The 20334-nt window shown below is 70.0% G+C and carries 12 protein-coding genes, 1 tRNA gene and 2 rRNA genes (1 of these 15 running past the window's edge); 4 read left to right on the top strand and 11 right to left on the bottom strand.

What is annotated here, in order from left to right; translation table 11 throughout:
* Nucleotides 1-235: 235 nt before the first annotated feature.
* The 5 genes from IAI59_RS05275 to IAI59_RS05255 form a co-directional block, all read right to left on the bottom strand.
* Nucleotides 236-673 carry a YqaA family protein gene (locus tag IAI59_RS05275; protein ID WP_207419220.1) on the bottom strand — a complete coding sequence of 146 codons (438 nt, stop codon included), beginning with the start codon at nucleotides 671-673 and terminating at the stop codon, nucleotides 236-238.
* A complete protein-coding gene (locus IAI59_RS05270; RefSeq protein ID WP_207419219.1) occupies nucleotides 674-2233 on the bottom strand; it encodes a TerC family protein in 1560 nt (519 codons plus the stop codon).
* Between the two features lie 35 nt (nucleotides 2234-2268).
* Nucleotides 2269-2916, bottom strand: a complete 648-nt coding sequence (locus tag IAI59_RS05265) for a DedA family protein (RefSeq protein ID WP_207419218.1) — start codon at nucleotides 2914-2916, stop codon at nucleotides 2269-2271.
* A gap of 103 nt (nucleotides 2917-3019) precedes the next feature.
* A complete protein-coding gene (locus IAI59_RS05260; RefSeq protein ID WP_207419217.1) occupies nucleotides 3020-4168 on the bottom strand; it encodes a DUF808 domain-containing protein in 1149 nt (382 codons plus the stop codon).
* A 178-nt stretch (nucleotides 4169-4346) separates the two neighbouring features.
* On the bottom strand, nucleotides 4347-5237 hold the full coding sequence (locus tag IAI59_RS05255) for an SMP-30/gluconolactonase/LRE family protein (RefSeq protein WP_207419216.1): 891 nt from the start codon (nucleotides 5235-5237) through the stop codon (nucleotides 4347-4349).
* Nucleotides 5238-5345: 108 nt separating this feature from the next.
* Between IAI59_RS05255 and IAI59_RS05250 the strand changes: the two genes are divergently transcribed.
* Nucleotides 5346-7664 carry a xanthine dehydrogenase family protein molybdopterin-binding subunit gene (locus tag IAI59_RS05250; RefSeq protein WP_207419324.1) on the top strand — a complete coding sequence of 773 codons (2319 nt, stop codon included), beginning with the start codon at nucleotides 5346-5348 and terminating at the stop codon, nucleotides 7662-7664.
* Between the two features lie 279 nt (nucleotides 7665-7943).
* On the opposite strand, the gene rnd is transcribed toward IAI59_RS05250, so the two are convergent.
* Entirely contained in the window at nucleotides 7944-9128 is a 1185-nt protein-coding gene (rnd, locus tag IAI59_RS05245) for a ribonuclease D (RefSeq protein WP_207419215.1), read from the bottom strand.
* A 153-nt stretch (nucleotides 9129-9281) separates the two neighbouring features.
* On the opposite strand from rnd, the gene aspS reads away from it, so the two are divergent.
* Together aspS and IAI59_RS05235 are read left to right on the top strand one after the other, a co-directional pair.
* Complete coding sequence (aspS, locus tag IAI59_RS05240) at nucleotides 9282-11084, top strand: aspartate--tRNA ligase (protein ID WP_207419214.1); 1803 nt, start codon at nucleotides 9282-9284, stop codon at nucleotides 11082-11084.
* A gap of 36 nt (nucleotides 11085-11120) precedes the next feature.
* A complete protein-coding gene (locus IAI59_RS05235; RefSeq protein WP_207419213.1) occupies nucleotides 11121-11990 on the top strand; it encodes an EipB family protein in 870 nt (289 codons plus the stop codon).
* 210 nt (nucleotides 11991-12200) lie between these two features.
* Here IAI59_RS05235 and IAI59_RS05230 read toward each other — a convergent pair whose 3' ends face one another.
* Nucleotides 12201-12980 carry an SH3 domain-containing protein gene (locus IAI59_RS05230; RefSeq protein ID WP_207419212.1) on the bottom strand — a complete coding sequence of 260 codons (780 nt, stop codon included), beginning with the start codon at nucleotides 12978-12980 and terminating at the stop codon, nucleotides 12201-12203.
* A 139-nt stretch (nucleotides 12981-13119) separates the two neighbouring features.
* On the bottom strand, nucleotides 13120-16566 hold the full coding sequence (gene addA, locus IAI59_RS05225; protein ID WP_207419211.1) for a double-strand break repair helicase AddA: 3447 nt from the start codon (nucleotides 16564-16566) through the stop codon (nucleotides 13120-13122).
* 105 nt (nucleotides 16567-16671) lie between these two features.
* Between addA and IAI59_RS05220 the strand changes: the two genes are divergently transcribed.
* Entirely contained in the window at nucleotides 16672-17394 is a 723-nt protein-coding gene (locus IAI59_RS05220; RefSeq protein ID WP_237181199.1) for a gamma-glutamylcyclotransferase, read from the top strand.
* Between the two features lie 48 nt (nucleotides 17395-17442).
* Here IAI59_RS05220 and IAI59_RS05215 read toward each other — a convergent pair.
* The 3 genes from IAI59_RS05215 to IAI59_RS05205 form a co-directional block, all read right to left on the bottom strand.
* Nucleotides 17443-17516, bottom strand: a tRNA-Met gene (locus tag IAI59_RS05215).
* 54 nt (nucleotides 17517-17570) lie between these two features.
* Nucleotides 17571-17685: ribosomal RNA gene (rrf, locus tag IAI59_RS05210) — 5S ribosomal RNA — on the bottom strand.
* A 134-nt stretch (nucleotides 17686-17819) separates the two neighbouring features.
* Nucleotides 17820-20334, bottom strand: a 23S ribosomal RNA gene (locus IAI59_RS05205) (it continues 221 nt past the right edge of the window).

Below are 20334 nucleotides of genomic sequence, written 5' to 3'. Positions count from 1 at the left end.
GGCTGAGCCACCCCGGACCCCGGCATTTCCGGCTTTTGGTGGACCAGCGCGCCGGGGGTACCCCCCCCCCGGCGACTGGGAATCATGTTCCTGCTAATTTTTTTATAAGAATCCTCCGCCCACGGCTGGCGCCGTGCCAATCCAGAAAGTCCCGATCGCTTTCTGTCGGCGGGGTCTGGGGTGGCCCCGCCACCCCAGCGGGGGTCCAGGGGGCGGCGCCCCCTGGCCTGTCCCCTCAGTATTGCGCCGCCGCCCAGGCCACCGCCGCGTAGCGCCCGAACTTGCCGATGGCGACCAGCGGCACGAACACCACCAGCCGTTCCCGCATCACGCCCGCCACCGCCGTCAGCGGGTCGCCCACCACCGGCAGCCAGGCCAGCAGCAGCGTCCAGCGGCCGCCCTTGGCGTACCAGCGCTGCGCGCGGGCCAGGGCGGCTTCCGGCACCGGGAACCAAGGCTTGCCGCGCAGGCGTTCCAGCCCGCGCCCCAGTGCGTAGTTGACCAGGGAGCCGGCGACATTGCCGGTGCCCGCCGCCAGCACCAGCGCCCAGGCGGGGTGGTCGGTGCCGATCACCAGCCCGGCCAGCAGCGCCTCGGACTGCGCCGGCAGCAGCGTGGCGGCGACAAAGGCGGCGAGCGCCAGCCCGCCATAGGCCGCCAGCGCCGCGCCCATTCAGCTTTGCGGCTCGGGCGGCGGCACGGGGCGGACGCGCACGCGCTCGGGGCGGAAGCCCTGCATGGCGATGACCTCGAAGACCAGCGGCGGCTCGCTGTTCACCTGCACCGCGTCGCCCAAGGCGGGCAGGCGGTCGAGCCGTCCCATCATCAGCCCGGCCACGGTGGAATAGTCGCCCGCGTCTTCCGCCAGGCGGGTGCCGAGCTGCTGGTCCAGGCTGTGCAGGTCCAGGTGGGCATCCACCAGCCAGGCGCCGTCGGCCTCGCGTTCCAGGCGGGGCTGGCTGGCCTCGCCTTCCTGGAACTCGCCGGCGATGGCCTCGAAGATGTCGGTGGGCGTGGCGATGCCGTCCAGCGTGCCGTATTCGTCCACCACCACGGCCATCTGCACCGCGCTGCCGCGCAGCCGCTCCATGAGCCGCAGCACGTCCAGCCGGTCATGCACCAGCAGCGCCGGGCGGATGGAGCGCGCGGGGTCGATGGCGCCCTGCTCGATCAGGTCGCGCAGCAGGTCCTTGGCCAGCGCCACGCCGACGATCTCCTCGATCCGCCCGCGGCACACCAGAAAGCGCGAATGGCCGCTTTCCAGCATGCTGCGCTGGTGTTCCTCGGGCGTGCCGCCGATGTCCAGCCACACCACCTCGTTGCGCGGCGTCATGATGGAGCGTACCGGCCGCTCGCCCAGCGCCATCACGCCCTGCACCATGGAGCGTTCCTGCGGGCCAAAGGCCGGCGGCTCCGGCTCGGGCGCGCCGGGCTCGGGCGCCGCGTCGCCGCGCTGCGGGCCGCCAAGCAGGCGCAGCACGGCCAGCGCCGTGCGGTCGCGCAGGTCGCCGGTGGTCATGCGCTTGGCGTGGCCACGGCGGGCAAGCTGGTTGAAGCCCTCGATGACGATGGAAAAGCCGATGGCGGCGTAGAGGTAGCCCTTGGGGAAGTGGAAGCCGAGGCCCTCGACGATCAGCGAAAAGCCGATCATCAGCAGAAAGCCGAGGCACAGGATCACCACCGTCGGATGCGCGGACACGAAGCGCATCAGCGGGCGGGACGCCGCGATCATCACGATCATCGCGAGCACCACGGCGATGTACATGATGGACAGGTGCTGCACCATGCCGACGGCGGTGATCACGCTGTCGAGCGAGAACACCGCGTCCAGCACCACGATCTGCGCCACCACCTGCCAGAAGGAAGCCCAGACGCGCGGCCCTTCCTTGGCCTCGTGGCCACCTTCCAGCCGCTCGTGCAGCTCCATGGTCGCCTTGAACAGCAGGAACAGCCCGCCCAGCACCAGGATCAGCCCGCGCCCGGTGACGGTGAGCCCGGCGACGCTGAACAGCGGCGCCGTCAGGCCGACGATCCAGGAGATGGCGGCCAGCAGGCCGAGGCGCATGACCAGCGCCAGCGACAGGCCGATGATGCGCGCCTTGTTGCGTTGCTCGGGCGGCAGCTTGTCGGCCAGGATGGCGATGAAGATGAGGTTGTCGATGCCGAGCACCAGCTCCAGCACGATCAGCGTCCCCAGCCCCAGCCAGGCGGTGGGGTCGGCGATCCATTCCATCGTCTAACGGCTCCGTGCGGAAGAAGGGTGCGGGGTCAGGACGGGCGGCTGAGCCGCGCGCGCAGGGCGGCCGAGACCGCCGGGCGCAGCCGTTGCCAGCCCAGCCACAGCAGCACGGCGGCGGCCAGCACGGCGCCGATCATCACGGGGTCCGGCTTTTCGCCCATCTGGCGCGCCAGCCAGCCGCCGATGGAACCGGGCATCAGCACCACCGGCGCCCACAGGATGGCGGACAGGATGTTGGCGCTTTGGAAGGCGGCGTTCCTCATGCCGGTGACGCCGGCGGCCAGCGGCGTCACCGCGCGCATGGGCCCGAGAAAGCGGCCGACGAACACCGCCCACCAGCCCCAGCGGCGGAACACCACCACCGACCAGGCATAGGGGCGGCGGCAGGCGCGCGGCAGCCAGCAGCGGGCGCGGTAGGGACCGATCCAGCGCGCCAGCCAGTAACCCGCCGCATCGCCGCCCACGCCGCCGATCATGCAGGCCAGCAGCACCGGCCAGGGCTCCACCAGCCCGGCGCCGATCAACGCGCCAAGCCCCAGCAACAGCGCCGTGGAGGGCACCAGGATGCTGACGATGGGGAAGGATTCCAGAAAGGCGATCACAAAGGTCACGGGCGCCGCCCAGGCGGCATTCGCCTGCACCCAGGCCTCGAACCAGGTCGTCCAGTCTTGCAACATGGACATCCGGTAACAGGTCGGCGGGCCGCTTGCCAGGGCGCGCTGCCCGTCTGCACGAAATGTCATCCGCCCCCGGGGGGCGCGCCGCGGTGCCGCCCCGGCGTCACGCCGCCCGGCGGCGGCGCAGCAGCCCCGTCACCGCCCGGGCGACCGGGGCCAGCACGTATTGCGCGACCGGGATGGCCAGCGCGCCCACCACCACGCCCAGCACGCCGGACAGCGCCGCCGTCACCACCCAGTTCACGGCGCCCGAGGCCGCCGGAACAAACCCGGCGGCGGCGGCCGCGATGTCATGCACCACGTGGCCCGGCGCGGTGACGCCGAATTCCTCCAGACCGTGCAGGACGATGCCACCGCCCACCCACAGCATGGCGGCGGTGCCGACGATGCCCAGGATCTTCAGGAACACCGGCATGCCCACCACCAGCCCGCGGCCGATCGCCCGGGTCACCGGCGCCAGCGCGCGGTCGGCGCCGCCCGGCGCGGCGGCGGGCGGCGCCACCACCGGGATGGCGGCCGGCACGGCGGCGCGGCGCGTGGCGGCGTGGGGCGCCGGCGCCGCGGCTTCCGGCCGCACCGTGCCGCCGCCCCCCCGCAGGCCCAGCAGGGTGGAGGCCGGCCGCTCGTTCACCGCCAGGGCGACGCCCACGTCGTCCGCCTTCACGATCAGCGCCACCGCGCCGTAGACCAGCAGCGTGACGCCGATGCCCACCACCGCCAGGATCACCGCCTGCGCCAGGGTGGACTGCCCTTCCAGGCCCGCCAGGGTCAGCGCCATGATCTCGGCGGACAGAATGAAGTCGGTCTTGATGGCGCCGCTGACCCGTTGCTCCTCCAGCAGCGTCAGGTCCTGTGGCGCGGCGGCCGTGGCGGCCTCGTGCGCCTCGGCCGCGTGGGGGCGGAGGGCGTGCAGCAGCTTCTCGGCGCCCTCGTAGCAAAGAAAGGCGCCGCCCAGCATCAGCAGCGGCGTGATGCTCCAGGGCGCCAGCCAGCTCAGCGCCAGCGCGCCCGGCAGCAGGAACAGCAGCTTGTTCTTCAGCGAGCCGAGCGCGATGCGGCCGACGATCGGCAGCTCCCGCTGCGCCGCGAAGCCCACCACGTAGCGTGGCGTCACCGCCGCATCGTCGATCACCACGCCCAGTGCCTTGGTGCCGGCCCGCGCCGACTGCGCCACCACGTCATCCAGCGAGGCCGCCGCCACCTTGGCCAGGGCGGCGACGTCGTCCAGCAATGCGATCAGCCCAACGCTCACGGGGTTTATCCTTCGGATGGCGGCCAAGATGACAGGGCCGTCATCCGCCAGCGGGAAAGCGCCATGAGCGGCAGCGTTGCAGGCCGGCCACGAAATTTCATGTCCGCCACGGCTGCGAGCGGGAAAGCAAGCGGCAGGAAGACGGGGGCCGGGGGAATTCCCTCCCCCGGCCTTTTCCCTACGCCCCCGGCAGTTCCACGCTCAGCACGCTGGCACTGTCGGCTTCGGTGATCAGCAGGGTGGTGCCGTCCGGCGCCAGGCACAGGTTGGTGGGCGTGTGGCCGAAGTCGCGGCAGTCGATCGCCAGCACCGGCACGCCGAAGGGGTCAACCCCCCAGACCATGCCATGGCCGGGGTTGGCGACGAACAGGCGGTCGTGCGCGTCCACCGCCAAGCCGTCCGGCCCCGAGATGCCGGCGGGCGTGCGAAAGAACACGCCGGCCTTGGCCACCAAGGCATCCTGGCGCAGCGCGAAGCGCCAGACCTCGCAGGAGCGTGTCATGGCCACGTAGCAATGCGTGGCCGCGCGGTTCAGCACGATGCCGTTGGGGCTGGGACCGTTGCCGAGCAGCCTGTCCACCCGCCCGTCCGGCCACAGGCGCCACACGCGGCCGGTGGGGTCCTGCAGCCCGGTCTGGCCCTGGTCGGTCACCAGGATCTGCCCGCCGGGGCCGGTGGCAACGTCGTTCAGGCCGCGGAAGCCCTCGCCGTTCACGGTTTCCAGCAACGGGGCGATGGCGCCGCTGGCGGGGTCCAGGCTCAGCAGCCCGTGGCGGTGGTCGGCCACCAGCAGGCTGTCGGCGGTGCCGGTGGCCAACCCGTTGGGCCAGCCCTCGTATTCCGCGACCACCGGCCACTGGGTGGGGCCGACGCGGAAGATGCGGCCAAAGGGGATGTCCACCACGTGCAGGTTGCCGGCGCTGTCGAAGCAGGGTGCTTCCAGGAAGCTGTCGATCTCCTGCCCCCCCTTGTTGGCATCCGCCCAGGGGGTGCGGCGGGGGTTGCGAAGCCGGTCCGGCAGGCGGGACAGCAGGCGGGGGGTGAGGGCGCGGGGCTGGGGAAACCACATGGCGGCGGAAGCTGCCCCGCCGCCGGGCGCGCCGCAAGCGGACCCCCTTCCCTTTTGCCACCCGGTGAGCCGATGATGGCGGCAGAGAAGAATGTGGGGAACGTGACCATGGCGAAGTTCGGCCTCAGCCAGCCCATGCGGCGTGTGGAGGACCCCCGGTTGCTCAAAGGCGCCGGGCGCTACACGGACGACATCTCCGTACCCGGGCAACTGCACGGCATCCTGCTGCGCAGCCCGCACGCGCATGCGCGCATCAGCACGATCGACACCGCCGACGCGCGCGCCCTGCCCGGCGTGCACGCGGTGCTGACCGGCCAGGACTGGATGGACGAGGGGCTGGGCGAGCTGCCCTGCGCCATCCCGCTCAAGAACCGCGACGGCAGCCCGCGCGCCAACACGCCGCGCTACGGCCTGGCCGTCGGCACCGTGCGCCACGTGGGCGACCCGGTGGCCTTTATCGTCGCCGACACCGTGCAGGCGGCGCGCGACGCGGCCGAGGCGGTGATGGTGGATTACGAGGTGCTGCCCAGCGTCAACGAGCTGGCCACCGCGCACCAGCCGGGCCAGCCGCAGCTTTGGCCGGAAGCGCCCAACAACACCTGCTTCGACTGGTCGGCCGGCGACAAGGAGCAGACGGACGCGCTGTTCGCCGGCGCCGCGCACGTCACCAAGCTGACGGTGGTGAACAACCGCATCGTCGTGAACAGTATGGAAGGCCGGGCGGCGCTGGCCGAGTACGACGCGGCCGCGCAGAAGTTCACCCTGCATGCCGGCACCCAGGGCTCCTGGGTGGTCAAGGACCTGCTCGCCAAGTCGGTGTTCCACCTGCCGCCGGAAAAGTTCCGCGTGGTCACGCCCGATGTCGGCGGCGGCTTCGGCATGAAGCTGTTTCTTTACGCCGAATACGCGCTGTGCTGCTGGGCCGCGCGCAAGCTGGGCCGGCCGGTGAAGTGGGCGGCCGAGCGGATGGAGGCCTTCCAGTCCGACACCCAGGGCCGCGCCAACCTGACGGTGGGCGAGCTGGCGCTGGACAAGGACGGCAAGTTCCTGGCGCTGCGCACGCTGAACCGCGCCGACATGGGCGGGTATCTTTCCACCTTCGCGCCCTTCATCCCCAGCGGCGCGGGCACCAAGGTGCTGGCCAGCGTCTACGGCTTCCAGGCGATCTACGCCAACGTGCTGGGCATCCTGACCAACACCGTGCCGGTGGACGCCTATCGCGGCGCCGGCCGGCCTGAGAGCAACTACCTGGTGGAGCGGCTGATCGACGCCGCGGCGCGCGAAACGGGGATCGACCGCATCGAGCTGCGTCGGCGCAACATGGTGCCGATGAGCGCCATGCCGCACCGCACGCCGGTCGGCCAGAACTACGACTCGGGCGACTTCGTGCAGGTGCTGGACAAGGCGCTGGAGAAGTCCGACTGGGCCGGCTTCGCCGCCCGCAAGGCCGAGTCGGCTTCCCGCGGCAAGCGCCGCGGCATCGGCATGGCCTATTACCTGGAAGCCACCGGCGGCGACCCCAGCGAGCGCGCCGAGTTCCGCTTCAAGGACGACGGCTTCGTGGACGTGCTGGTCGGCACCCAGTCTTCCGGCCAGGGCCACGAGACGGCCTATGCCATGATCACCAGCCACCAGCTGGGCGTGCCGATCGACAAGATCCGCGTGCTGCAGGGCGACTCGGACGACATCCCGGTCGGCGGCGGCACCGGCGGCGCGCGCAGCCTGTATTCCGAGGGCACCGCGCTGCTCGCCACCGCCACCACGGTGATCGAGAAGGGCAAGCAGGCGGCCGGCGAGGTGCTGGAGGCCAGCAGCGCCGACATCGAGTTCGAGGCGGGGCGCTTCGCCATCGCCGGCACCGACCGCGGCATCGGCATCATGGAACTCGCGGCCACGCAGCGCGCCCGCGCCGCGAAGGGCGAGAGCGCCACGACGCTGGACGCGGCCGAGGTGGCGCAGGTGCCACACGGCACCTACCCGAACGGCTGCCACATCGCCGAGGTGGAGGTGGACCCCGAGACCGGCCACGTCACCATCGCCCGCTACATCGTGGTGGACGACGTGGGCCACGCACTGAACCCGATGATCGTGCGCGGCCAGGTGCATGGCGGCGTGGTGCAGGGCATCGGCCAGGCGGTGATGGAGCGCACCGCCTACGACCCCGAAACCGGCCAGTTGATCTCGGCCAGCCTCAACGACTACGCCCTGCCGCGCGCCGCCGACATCCCGGACATCGAGGTGGAACTGGTGGAGATCCCCTGCGAAACCAACCCGCTGGGGGTCAAGGGCGCGGGCGAGGCCGGCGCCGTCGGCTCGCCGCCCGCGATGATCAACGCCCTGGTGGACGCCCTGGCCGACGACGGCGTAACGCATATCGACATGCCGGCGACGCCGGAAGTGGTGTGGAAGGCGCTGCGGGCGGCCTGAAGCCCTGGCCAGGGGGCGCTGCCCCCTGGACCCCCGCCGGGGTGGCGGTGCCACCCCGGACCCCGCCATGCACGGCCGTGGCCGCGTGGCGCGCCGGGGGTCGATAACCCCCGGCGGCTGAGAGTTCAGCGCGCGTGGTTTCTTTTGAACATCACCCGCCTGCGGCTCACGACCGCCATGGCAGGTGCCAAAATCTCTTCCGATGCCGGGGTTCCAGGGTGGCTCAGCCACCCCGGCGGGGAAGTCCCGAAAGGGCGGAGCCCCTTTGGCGCCCGCCTGTCACCCCTGGATCAGCTTCACCTTGCGCCCGTCCACGCCCAGCGCCAGCTTGCCGGTCTTCAACGCCATGGCCGCCTGGCCGAACACCAGCCGCCGCCAGCCGTGCAGCGCGGGCACTTCCGGCTCCGCCTCGGCGGCCAGGCGTTCCAGCTCGTCGGACGACGCGATCAGCTTGGGCGCCACGTCGTGCTCCTCCGCCTTGGCGGCCAGCAGCACCTTGAGCAGCGCCACCAGCGCGGGGGAAGCCGGCGGGCCCTGCCGGGGCTCGCGCGGCGGCTCAGGCAGCTCGGACTCCGGCAGCGCCTTGGCGGCGGCCAGCGCGGCCAGCAGCCCGGCGCCGGTCTTGCCGTCCGCGAAGCCCTTGCTGATGCCCCGGGCGCGGGACAGGTCGTTGGCGTTGGTGGGCTGGGTGGCGGCGATCTCCAGCAGCGTCTCGTCGCGCACCAGCCGCTGGCGGGGGATGTTGACGCGCTGCGCCTCGCGCTCCCGCCAGGCGGCGGCGGCGCGGATGGCGGCCAGAAAGCGGCGGTTGGTGCTGCGCGGCTTCAGCCGCTCCCACGCCGTCTCGGGGTCCTGGCGGTAGGTGGCGGGGTCGCACAGCTCCGCCATCTCCTCGGCCACCCAGGACAGGCGGCTGTCCTGGGTCAGCCGCTCCAGCAGCGCGACGTAGACGCGGCGCAGATGCGTGACGTCGGCCGCCGCATAAGCCACCTGGGCCGCGGACAACGGCCGCGCCGCCCAGTCGGAGAACCGGTGCGCCTTGTCGATGGAAGCCCCGGCCAGGCCGCGCACCAAGCTGTCGTAGCTGGCCTGGTCGCCGAAGCCGGCCACCATGGCGGCCACCTGCGTGTCGAACAGCGGGCGCGGCGGCGCGCCAAAGCGCAGGATGCAGATCTCCACGTCCTGCCGCGCGGCGTGGAACACCTTGATCACCTTGGGATCGGCCAGCAGCTCGCCCAGCGGGGCGAGGTCCAGGCCCTCGGCCATGGCGTCGATCACCGCCACATCCTCGGCCCCGCCGAGCTGCACCACGCAGAGCTCGGGCCAATAGGTCCGTTCCCGCATGAACTCGGTGTCGACGGTGACGAAGGGTTCCTGGCGCAACCGCGCGCAGAGCGCGGACAGCGCCTCGGTGGTGGAGATCAGGACAGGGGCGGCGTCCTGGGCCTGCGTGCGTCGGCTCATTCTCCCTCTGTTCTAGCGAAGCCTGCGCCGGACGCAAACTCGGGGGGGAGGGGGACCGGCTAAGTCGGGGCACGGGGCAGACCAGCCTTGACTTCATCGCCCCCCCGCCCTCCTTGTTCGCCCGTTTTCCGCGGCCCTGGGATTTATGTGACGATGCACGCCTACCGGACCCATACCTGCGGCGCGCTGCGCGCCAGTGACGCGGGCCAGACCGCCCGCCTTTCCGGCTGGGTGCACCGCAAGCGCGACCACGGCGGGCTGCTGTTCATCGACCTGCGCGACCACTACGGGCTGACGCAATGCGTCATCCCCTCCGGCTCCGCGGTGTTCGAGCAGGCGGATCAGCTGCGCGCCGAAAGCGTCATCACCGTCACCGGCGAGGTCGTGGCGCGCGAAGGCGGCACGGTGAACGACAAGCTGCCGACGGGCGCCATCGAGCTGCGGGTGCAGGCGCTGGAGGTGCAAAGCCACGCCGACGTGCTGCCCATCCAGGTGGCCGGCGAGCAGGAGTTCCCCGAGGAGCTGCGCCTGCGCTACCGCTTCCTCGACCTGCGGCGCGAAAAGCAGCACCGCAACATCATGCTGCGCGCGGGCGTCATCGCCTCCATCCGCCGCCGCATGATCGAGCAGGGCTTCACCGAGTTCCAGACGCCGATCCTGACGGCGTCCTCGCCGGAAGGCGCGCGCGACTTCCTGGTGCCGAGCCGCAACCACCCGGGCTCCTTCTACGCGCTGCCGCAGGCGCCGCAGCAGTTCAAGCAGCTGGCCATGGTGGCGGGCTTCGACCGCTACTTCCAGATCGCCCCCTGCTTCCGCGACGAGGCGAGCCGTGCCGACCGCTCTCCGGGCGAGTTCTACCAGCTCGACTTCGAGATGAGCTTCGTCACCCAGGAAGACGTCTTCGCCGCCATCGAGCCGGTGATGGAGGGCATCTTCAACGAATTCGGCGGTGGGCGGAAGGTGACGCCCGCGCCCTTCCCCCGCATCCCCTACGACACGGCGATGCTGGACTACGGCTCGGACAAGCCGGACCTGCGCAACCCGATCAAGATCACCGACGTCACGGAGAGCTTCCGCGACTCGGGCTTCGGGCTGTTTGCCAAGGTGGTCGCCGGCGGCGGCATCGTGCGTGCCATTCCCGCGCCGGGCGCGGCGGACAAGCCGCGCGGCTTCTTCGACAAGCTGAACGAGTGGGCGCGCGCCGAGGGCGCCGGGGGCCTGGGCTACATCCAGTTCGCGGCCGAGGCTGCCCGCGGCCCGATCGCCAAGAACCTGGAAGCCGAGCGCGTGGAGGCCATCCGCGCGGCCTGCGGGCTGAACCCCGGCGACGCCGTGTTCTTCGCGGCCGGCAAGCCGGACGAGACGCCAAAATTCGCCGGCAAGGTCCGCACCAAGCTCGGCGAGGAGCTGGGGCTGATCGAGCAGGGCGAGTTCCGCTTCTGCTGGATCGTCGACTTCCCGATGTACGAGATGAACGAGGAAACCAAGCAGGTCGACTTCAGCCACAACCCCTTCAGCATGCCGCAGGGCGGGCTGGAAGCGCTGAACACCATGGACCCGCTGGAGATCAAGGCCTTCCAGTACGACATCGTGTGCAACGGCATCGAGCTGTCCTCGGGCGCCATCCGCAACCACCGCCCGGACATCATGATCCGCGCCTTTGAGATCGCCGGCTACACCGAGCAGACGGTCGAGGAGCGCTTCGGCGGCATGCTGGCCGCCTTCCGCTACGGCGCGCCGCCGCACGGCGGCTCGGCGCCGGGCATCGACCGCATGGTGATGCTGCTGGCCGACGAGCCCAACATCCGCGAGGTCATCCTGTTCCCGCTGAACCAGCAGGGCCAGGACCTGATGATGCTGGCGCCCGCCCCGGTGGACACCGCCCGGCTTAAAGAACTCTCCATCAAGCTCGATTTGCCGCCCGCCAAGGGTGCGCCCACCCCCAAGGCTCCCTAACTGACGGGGATGACCGGACTGAAGGAGCGAAGGGCCATGCGGCTGCGCGATGTGCTGGGTTCCACCGCCGTGGCGGCCACGCTGGTGCTGGGGCTCGCCGCCCCGGCCGGGGCCCAGGGGAATAGCCAGGGAAATGCCCCCGCCCCCCAGGCCACGCCTCCGGCGGCCGAGGGTGCCGCCGCCATGGCCCCGCACCGCGCCGCCTATCGCCTGACGCTGGACCGCGCGCGGCCGGACGGCCAGGTCAGCTCCGCCTCCGGCGCCATGCTGTTCGAGGTGCGCGACGCCTGCGACGGCTGGACCACCCGCCAGCGGCTGAGCCTGCGCATCCTGGACCGTGCCGGCGACACGGTGGAAACGTCGTCCGACTATTCCACCTGGGAAAGCAAGGACGGCCAGCGCCTGCGCTTCACCCTGACGCAATCCGCCCAGGGTGCCGTGACCCAGCGCATCTCCGGCGAGGCGACGCTGAACGGCGACAAGGGTGGCACCGCGACCTACGAGCAGCCCGAGGCGCAGCAGGTCACCCTGCCGCCCGGCACCATCCTGCCCATGGCGCACACCATCCGCACCCTGGCCATGGCCCGTGCCGGCGAGAAGATGCTGGTGACGCCGCTGTTCGACGGCACCAGCGCCGACGGCGCGCAGGACAGCACCACCCTGCTGCAGAACTGGACCCCGGCCCCGGGCCAGGCGCGCTTTCCGCTGCTGGCGCAGCCCAGCGCCCGCATGCGCATCGCCTTTTTCGACCGGGGTGCCGCCGCCGCCGGGGCCGGCACGCCGGAATACGAGGTCGGGCTGCGCTACTTCGCCAACGGCGTGGCGGATGAGATGAAGATGGACTTCGGCGACTTCACCCTGGACGGCAAGGTGGAAGAACTGGCGCCGCTGCCGCACGACTGCTGAACGGCGACACCGCTCCAGCCAGCATCAATGCCCGGGTGGCCTGACCGCCCGGGCGACAGCAGGTGTTCCGCTTCCGAAGGCAGAGATCTCGGTGCCCTGCGAGGAACAGGCGCTGTCCCGGCAACGGTCCGGTGCGCCCGTTTCGCCACCGCGGACCATCAGGACATATGGCGCGGCCCGGTCAATAAGGCCCGAAGGCGGCGCCGACCGTCAGCGCGACGCGGTCGCGAGCCTTTGCGCGTCATCCGCCGGGGCCACGCCCCGGATCACCATGCTGTTGTGCACCCAGCCTTCGGCCTGTTGCTGGCCAACCTGCAGCCAACCGCCCGGCGCCTCGGCGAAGACGCGCATGGCGGTGCCCCGCGCCAGCACGCGGATCACCGCGCCGCCGCCATGGGGATTTTCGCGCATGTTGCCGTTCTGCCGCAGCGTCACGCCGCCAAAGTTCTGCTGGGCCTGAGCGGCCTCCGCTTCCATGCGCTTCACAGCCGGGGGCGCATCGGGGGTGATGGTGTTCAGGCGCGCCGGAATGACGGGCAGCGGCGGCGGGGCGCCGCGGCGTTGGGCGGGCATCGCCGCGGCATCGGCCACGCAACGGCTCTGGGTTTCCACGAACACGCGGGTGGCGGACACGTCGTCGATGGCCACGTGCGGCTCCACCGCCATGGCACCGTCCGCCTGCCGCGACACCAGCGCCACGAAGGGCGTGGCGGGGCCGCCGTTGAGCGTCAGCTGGCCACAGATCGCCATGGTGTCGGCCACGGCCTGGGTGTGGCCGGTGACATCGCGAAACGCCAGCGCGCCGCGCAGGTCGTTGCGCAACCGGTCCTCGACAGCCTTGCGCGCTTCCGCCGTCCGCGCCGCCAGGTCGGCCTGCGCGGCCTCGGCCTTGCCGGCGGCGGCATCGTCGCAGCCGGCCAGCAACGGCGCGGCCGCCAGCAGGCCCAGCACCGCCATGGGGGCGAACCGGATCATCGGCTTGAACATCATGGAACGCCTCCCTGCACGGTGCCGGGCATCGTTGCCAGGCTGGCGGTCCAACCGCCTATGCGGGCGATAGTTACAGGATCGGACGATCACAGCGCCGCGCGGCTGGCATGACCGGGCGGCGGGGCGGCGGCGGATGGCCTTATTCCGCCGTGTGCCGGTCCAGCAGGCCATCGGGCAGCCGCATGGCCTGCGCGGTCCAGGTCCAGACCAGCCAGCATTCCACCGGGCGGTCCGGCCAGATCTGCCGCAGCAGCGCGCGATAGGCCGCCATCTGGCGGATGTAGAGCGGCTGCACGCCTTCCAGCGTGTCCGGCGGCGGGCGGTTGGTCTTGTAGTCCAGCACCATCACGCGGTCCGGCAGCACGGCCAGCCGGTCCACCTGCCCGGCCAAGCGCAGGTGTCCCACCGTGCCGGCCAGCGGCGCCTCGGCCATGGAGCCAGGGCCGAAGGCGGCCAGCAGCGCGGGGTGCTGGATCAGCCCCAGCACCTCCTCCAGCGTCGCCGCCTGCTCCTCGCGCGACAGGGCATGGCCGGGGCGGGCCAGAAAGGCACGGGCGGCGGCGGGGCGGTCGGCTTCCGCGTAGTCCGGCAGGTGCTGCATCATGGCGTGGATCATCTTGCCGCGGCGGAAGCGGCGGCCCGCCGGGTCGGCGGCGCCGTGCGGCGCGGCGGCGGGGGTGTCCTCCTCGCCCGGCAGGGCGGAAGGCGACCAGATGGGGGCGGCGCTTTCGCTCAATGCCGGCGCCGTGGCCCAAGCCGGCAGCGGCGCCAGGGCGGCGGCCCCGGCATGGCGCGGCGCGGCGCGGGGCGCGGCGGTCTGCGCGCTGGCCAGCCGCAGCAGCGGGCCGCTGAACACGGCGGCGGCCGGGGCGCCGAAGTCCTGCGGGCGGAAGGGCTGCTCCTCCAGGCCGGCCATCCGGGCGGCGCCGGCGGCGGCCAGGGCGTACCAGCCGCCCTCCTTGGGCGCGCCGGGGGTGCACAACAGCAGCCGGTCCTCGGCGCGGGTCAGGGCGACGTAGAGCAGGCGGTTTTCTTCCGCCTCGCGCGCCAGAGTTTCAGCCTCGGCCAGCTCGGCCCAGGCGGGGGCGTGCATCTCGCGCCGCGGCGCCCAGAAGGGCAGCGGCGGCGAGGATTCATGCCAGCGCAGGGTTTCCCGCCCCTGGCCGTTGCCGAGGTCGGGGATGATGACCACCGGCGCCTGCAATCCCTTGGCGCCATGGGCGGTCAGCAGCCGCACCGCGTCCGCGCCGCTTTCCGCCTCGCGCTTCACCAGCGCGCCGCCGCGCCGCAGCCATTGCAGAAAGCCCTGCAGGCTGGGGGGATGGCGCGACTCGTAGGTCAGAGCGGCGTTCAGCACCTCGTCCAGCGGGTCGGCGGCGTCGGGGCCAAGGCGCGCCAGCAGCCGGGCGCGGCCGCCATGGATGCCCAGGATCTCGGCCAGCAGCGTGTGCGGCGTGTGCAGGTCGGCCTGGTCGGCCAGCTCCGCCATCCAGTCGGCGGCGCGGCCCAGCAGGCTGTCCTTGCCGCGCTCCTGCAGCACGCGCCACCACAGCGGCTGCACGCGGCCGTGGGCGATCGCGAACAGCTCCTCCTCCGACAGCCCGACCAGCGGGCTTTTCAGCACGGCGGCGAGCTGCAGGTCGTCTTCCGGCAACAGCAGCACGTCGCACAGCGCCAGCACGTCCTGCACCGCGATCTGGTCGATCAGCCTCAGCCGGTCCACGCCGCCCACCGGCACCTCGCGCTTCTTCAGCGCCGCCACCAGGAGGTCGGAAAAGGCGGTGCGACGGCGCAGCAGCACCAGGATGTCGCCGGGACGGATCGGCCGGTCGCCCTGCGACGGCAGGCGGTCATGGGCGATCATGTCGGCGATGCGGGCGGCGACGCTGTCGGCCAGCAGGGCGGCGGCGTTGGACTGGTCGACCGGCTCCTCCGGCACTTCCCAGGGCGTCGCGCTGTCGCGCGGGGGGTCGGCCAGCGGCGGCCAGATCTCCACCAGGCCAGCTTCCCCCACCCGGTCGGCGCGGTGGGTCAGGGTGGCGCCTTCCGCCACCACGCCACGCCGCGCGGGCCCCTCGGCGAAGACGGCATCGACCAGCGCCAGCACGGGGGCGGTGGAACGGAAGGAGACCTGCAGCGGCACGGCCTCGAACCGCGCGCCGGCGTCCGGCACCAGCTTGGCGAAGTGCCCCTGCCATTGCGCGAAGCCGGCGGCGTCCGCGCCCTGGAAGCCGTAGATCGACTGCTTCTCGTCACCCACCGCGAAGATGGAGCGGGCCGTGGGCTCGGCCCGCGTGCCCTCGCCCGCGAAGAACTCGGCGGCGAGCTTGGAGGCGATCTCCCACTGCGCCTTGTTGCTGTCCTGCGCCTCGTCCAGCAGCAGGTGGTCCAGGCCGCCATCCAGCTTGTACAACACCCAGGCGCTGCCCGGATCGGTGAGCAGCCGCTCGGCGGCGGTGATCAGGTCATCGAAGTCCACCGCACCCGCGCGCGCCTTGCGCTGGGCATAGGCGGCCAGCACCGGCTGGGCCAGCGCCAGCAGCGCCAGCGTCGCGGCATGCAGCTTCCAGGCGCGGCGGCTTTCCTCCAGCGCGAAGACCCGCTCGGCCTCCGCGCGCAGAATGCCGATCGCCTCGGGAAAGGCATCCTTCAGCCCGCCCTTGGTGGCCAGGCTGCGATCGGCATAGGGCTTGCCGTCGGCGGTCAGGAACAGGCGGGTCCATTCCTCCCAGCGCGCGGGGCGGGCCTCCGCTGGCAAAGCCAGCCAGGCCTTCAGCGCGGCGCCGCGGCGGCGGTCGTTGTCGTTGCCGCTGGTGGCCAGCAGGGCGGCCGCGCGGTCCAGCGCGGGCGGCACCCGCACCGCCTCGGCCACCGCGCCGGCCTCGTCGCCCGTGGCGGGCAGGCCCAGGCGGCGGCGCAGCACGGCATCGCACCCCGCCACGCCGCCGGCTTCCGCGATCGCCTGCGCCAGCCGGTCGCGGTGCTTCACCAGAGCCGCGACCGTCTGCGCGAAGTCATCCGGGCTGCCGAGCCCGGCCATTGCCTCCACCGCCGCCTCCGGCAGCCGGCCGGAGGACAGGACGGCTTCCCGTGCCTCGGCCAGCATGGCGCTGGCATCGGTGTCCTCGATCAGGGTGAACTGCGGCGGCAGCCCGGCTTCCAGGGGGAAGGAGCGCAAAACCGACTGGCAAAAGGCGTGGATGGTGGCGATGCGCATGCCGCCGGGCTGGTCCAGCACCTCGGCGAACAGCGCCCGGGCGCGGGACAGGGCGGCGGCGTCCGGCGTCTGGCCGGTCAGGGCCTGCAGGCTTTCTGCCAGTGGCGCGTCCGGGGCCACGGCCCATTCGCCCAGGCGGCGGGCCAGGCGGGTGCTCATCTCGGCCGCGGCGGCCTTGGTGAAGGTCAGGCACAGGATGCGGCCGGGCCGGGTGCCGGGCCGCAGCAAGAGGCGCAGCACCCGGTCGGTCAGCACCTTGGTCTTGCCGGAGCCGGCGGAGGCCCCCACCCAGGCCGAGGCCCCGGGGTCGGAGGCGCGGCGCTGCGCGGCCTCGGCTTCAGCGCGGGGGGACAGCAGGTTGGCGGACATGATGCGCCTATGATCGCGGGTCCGGGACGCCGGGTCCAGCGCCCTTGCGGTGGACACGGAAGCACGGCTGCCGCATTGCACCCGCTTCGCGCCGAGGAGCAGACAGTGACCCCCGACCCCATCCCCGCCGAAGACCGTGTCGAGGCCGAGGGCCCGGTGCTGCCCCATGCGCTGACGCGCGAGAGGCTGCTGGATAACTCGCTGGACAAGATGGTGGGCGATGCCTTCGGGCCGCAGCTGCTGACGGCCGAGCAGCGCGAGGCCTCGCTGGCCGAAACCCTGCACCTACGGCCGGAAGGGCCAGTCTGGCTGTTCGGCTATGGCTCGCTGATCTGGAACCCGACCATCCATTATGCCGAAAGCCGCGTGGCCCGGGTGGAGGGCTGGCAGCGTGCCTTCTGCCTGTCCACGCCTGTCGGCCGCGGCACGCCGGAGCAGCCCGGGCTGGTGCTGGCGCTGGATGCTGGCGGCGCCTGCGAGGGGGTCGCCTTCCGCATCGCCGAGGAGGTGCTGGCGGAGGAATTATCGTTGATCTGGCGGCGGGAAATGCTGACCGGCGCCTATATCCCGCGCTGGTTGCCGCTTCTGGACGCCGAAGGCCAGGCCTACGGCCACGGCATCGCCTTCACGGTGAATCGCGCGGGACCGCAATACGCCGACCTGCCGGAGGATGCCGTGGTGCAGCGTCTGGCCACGGCGCAGGGCCAGCTGGGGAGTGCCGCGCAATACCTGTTCGAAACCCATGCTGGGCTGCGCCGCCTGGGCATCCAGGACCCGTTTCTGGATCATCTGGCATTGCGGGTCGCGGCTGCGCAGAAGGCGGGGTGAAACGCAGAACGGCCCTTCGCGATGAAGCGAAGGGCCGTTCTGAAAGGGATGCGGGGACAGGATTTGAACCTGTGACCTTCAGGTTATGAGCCTGACGAGCTACCGGGCTGCTCCACCCCGCGTGGGTGTATGTGTTGGGATCTGTGCGGTGATCAACGGTACGATCCGGCTGGGTGGCCCGGCGGCGACCTACTCTCCCGTGCCTTGAGACACAGTACCATGGGCGCTGAGGCGTTTCACGGCCGAGTTCGGGATGGGATCGGGTGTGGCAGCCTCGCGATGGCCACCGGGCCACCGAGCCGGATCGAAGTTGATGGTGCACAGATGTGAGGTGATGAGGATGGTGATATCGGGTGGAAGTGTTGTGAGTGTGTCGCGGATGGATGCTGCGTGCGGTGTTCATCGTGAGATGGACCGCGTTGATAGAGTTGAGATCGATCGGGCTATTAGGACCGCTCGGCTGCGTCTGTTACCAGACTTCCACCTGCGGCCTATCGACGTGATGGTCTATCACGGCCCTTAGGGAGATCTCGTTTAGAGGCTGGTTTCCCGCTTAGATGCCTTCAGCGGTTATCCGTTCCGCACTTAGCTACCCAGCGATGCGCCTGGCGGCACAACTGGTACACCAGAGGTACGTCCATCCCGGTCCTCTCGTACTAGGGACAGATCCTCGCAAATCTCCTACACCCATGGCAGATAGGGACCGAACTGTCTCACGACGTTCTAAACCCAGCTCACGTACCGCTTTAATCGGCGAACAGCCGAACCCTTGGGACCTGCTCCAGCCCCGGGATGCGATGAGCCGACATCGAGGTGCCAAACCTCCCCGTCGATGTGGACTCTTGGGGGAGATCAGCCTGTTATCCCTAGAGTACCTTTTATCCGTTGAGCGATGGCCCTTCCACGCGGGACCACCGGATCACTAAGGCCGACTTTCGTCTCTGTTCGCGCTGTCGCGCTCACAGTCAGGCGGGCTTATGCCTTTGCACTCAACAGCCGATGTCCGACCGGCTTGAGCCCACCATCGCGCGCCTCCGTTACCATTTGGGAGGCGACCGCCCCAGTCAAACTGCCCACCACGCAGGGTCCCGACCCCGGATAACGGGGTTCGGTTAGATGCCAGAAAAGCTCAGGGTGGTATTTCAAGGTTGCCTCCGCCCAAGCTAGCGCCCGGGGTTCAATGGCTCCCACCTATCCTACACAGCTCTGTCCTGGCACCACTGCGAAGTTGCAGTAAAGGTTCATAGGGTCTTTCCGTCTGACCACGGGTACCCCGCATCTTCACGGGGAATTCAATTTCGCTGAGCCCATGCTGGAGACAGTGGGGAGGTCGTTACGCCATTCGTGCAGGTCGGAACTTACCCGACAAGGAATTTCGCTACCTTAGGACCGTTATAGTTACGGCCGCCGTTTACCGGGGCTTCGGTTCGATGCTTGCACATCTCCCCTTAACCTTCCGGCACCGGGCAGGCGTCAGACCCTATACGTCATCTCTCGATTTCGCAGAGCCCTGTGTTTTTACTAAACAGTCGCCACCCCCTGGTCTGTGCCACCCCATCACGGTTGCCCGCAAAGGGGTCTCGCTTATCCCGAAGTTACGCGAGTAATTTGCCTAGTTCCTTCAGCATGGTTCTCTCAAGCGCCTCGGTATACTCAACCAGTCCACCTGTGTCGGTTTCGGGTACGGACCATATGCTAGAGCTATTTCCTGGACCGATCCGGCAGCCCCTCCAATCCGATAAGGAGGAACAACGGTTCACGGTCGTCACTTCTAGCGGGCTCAGGAATATTCACCTGATTTCCATCGGCTACGGCTGTCGCCCTCGCCTTAGGGACCGGCTCACCCTGCGCGGATTGGCCTTGCGCAGGAACCCTTGGACTTTCGGCGAGAGGGGTTCTCACCCTCTTTGTCGCTACTCATGTCCGCATTCGCACTTCCGATACCTCCAGGACCCCTCACGGATATCCCTTCGCAGGCTTACGGAACGCTCCGCTACCGCGCATCTTACGATGCACCCACAGCTTCGGCTCGTGGCTTGAGCCCCGTTACATTTTCGCCGCAAAACAGCTATTAGACCAGTGAGCTATTACGCTTTCTTTAAAGGATGGCTGCTTCTAAGCCAACCTCCTGGTTGTTTTGGCCGTCTCACATGCTTTCCCACTTAGCCACGAATTGGGGGCCTTAGCTGGTGGTCTGGGCTGTTTCCCTCTCGACAATGGACCTTAGCACCCACTGTCTGTCTGCCGCCCTGTACTCGCCGGCATTCGGAGTTCGGTAGGGTTTGGTAGGACTTTGGGTCCCCCTAGCCCTTCCGGTGCTCTACCTCCGGCGGTAATCGAACGACGATCTACCTCAATAGATTTCGCGGAGAACCAGCTATTTCCGAGTTTGATTGGCCTTTCACCCCTAGCCACAGCTCATCCCCGACTTTTTCAACAGGCGTGGGTTCGGCCCTCCAGTAGGTGTTACCCCACCTTCAGCCTGGCCATGGCTAGATCACTCGGTTTCGGGTCTTCTGCCAGCAACTCAGCGCCCTGTTCGGACTCGCTTTCGCTGCGCCTACACCTAACGGCTTAAGCTTGCTGCAAACAGAAACTCGCGGACCCATTATACAAAAGGTACGCCGTCACCCTTGCGGGCTCCGACTGCTTGTAGGCGCTCGGTTTCAGGTCTCTTTCACTCCCCTTGTCGGGGTGCTTTTCACCTTTCCCTCACGGTACTTGTGCACTATCGGTCGCCAAGGAGTATTTAGGCTTAGAGGGTGGTCCCCCTACGTTCAGACAGGGTTTCACGTGCCCCGCCCTACTCAAGGACCTACACCAGCCATACGCCTACGGGGCTATCACCCACTCTGGCAAACCTTTCCAGGTTCTTTGGCTTAACTGATGCAGGCCACTGGCCTACTCCGCTTTCGCTCGCCACTACTCGCGGAATCTCTG

The organism is Roseomonas haemaphysalidis (assembly GCF_017355405.1).
Lineage (GTDB): Bacteria > Pseudomonadota > Alphaproteobacteria > Acetobacterales > Acetobacteraceae > Pseudoroseomonas > Pseudoroseomonas haemaphysalidis.
The sequence above is the reverse complement of the archived record's forward strand: the minus strand, read 5'-3'. Positions and strand labels throughout refer to the sequence as shown.

Bases quoted from the DNA above. Each gene is read 5' to 3' on its own strand.
- IAI59_RS05275 (WP_207419220.1), bottom strand. From the start codon at position 673: ATGGGCGCGGCGCTGGCGGCCTATGGCGGGCTGGCGCTCGCCGCCTTT.
- IAI59_RS05270 (WP_207419219.1), bottom strand. From the start codon at position 2,233: ATGGAATGGATCGCCGACCCCACCGCCTGGCTGGGGCTGGGGACGCTG.
- IAI59_RS05265 (WP_207419218.1), bottom strand. From the start codon at position 2,916: ATGTTGCAAGACTGGACGACCTGGTTCGAGGCCTGGGTGCAGGCGAAT.
- IAI59_RS05255 (WP_207419216.1), bottom strand. From the start codon at position 5,237: ATGTGGTTTCCCCAGCCCCGCGCCCTCACCCCCCGCCTGCTGTCCCGC.
- IAI59_RS05250 (WP_207419324.1), top strand. From the start codon at position 5,346: ATGGCGAAGTTCGGCCTCAGCCAGCCCATGCGGCGTGTGGAGGACCCC.
- rnd (WP_207419215.1), bottom strand. From the start codon at position 9,128: ATGAGCCGACGCACGCAGGCCCAGGACGCCGCCCCTGTCCTGATCTCC.
- aspS (WP_207419214.1), top strand. From the start codon at position 9,282: ATGCACGCCTACCGGACCCATACCTGCGGCGCGCTGCGCGCCAGTGAC.
- IAI59_RS05235 (WP_207419213.1), top strand. From the start codon at position 11,121: ATGCGGCTGCGCGATGTGCTGGGTTCCACCGCCGTGGCGGCCACGCTG.
- IAI59_RS05230 (WP_207419212.1), bottom strand. From the start codon at position 12,980: ATGATGTTCAAGCCGATGATCCGGTTCGCCCCCATGGCGGTGCTGGGC.
- addA (WP_207419211.1), bottom strand. From the start codon at position 16,566: ATGTCCGCCAACCTGCTGTCCCCCCGCGCTGAAGCCGAGGCCGCGCAG.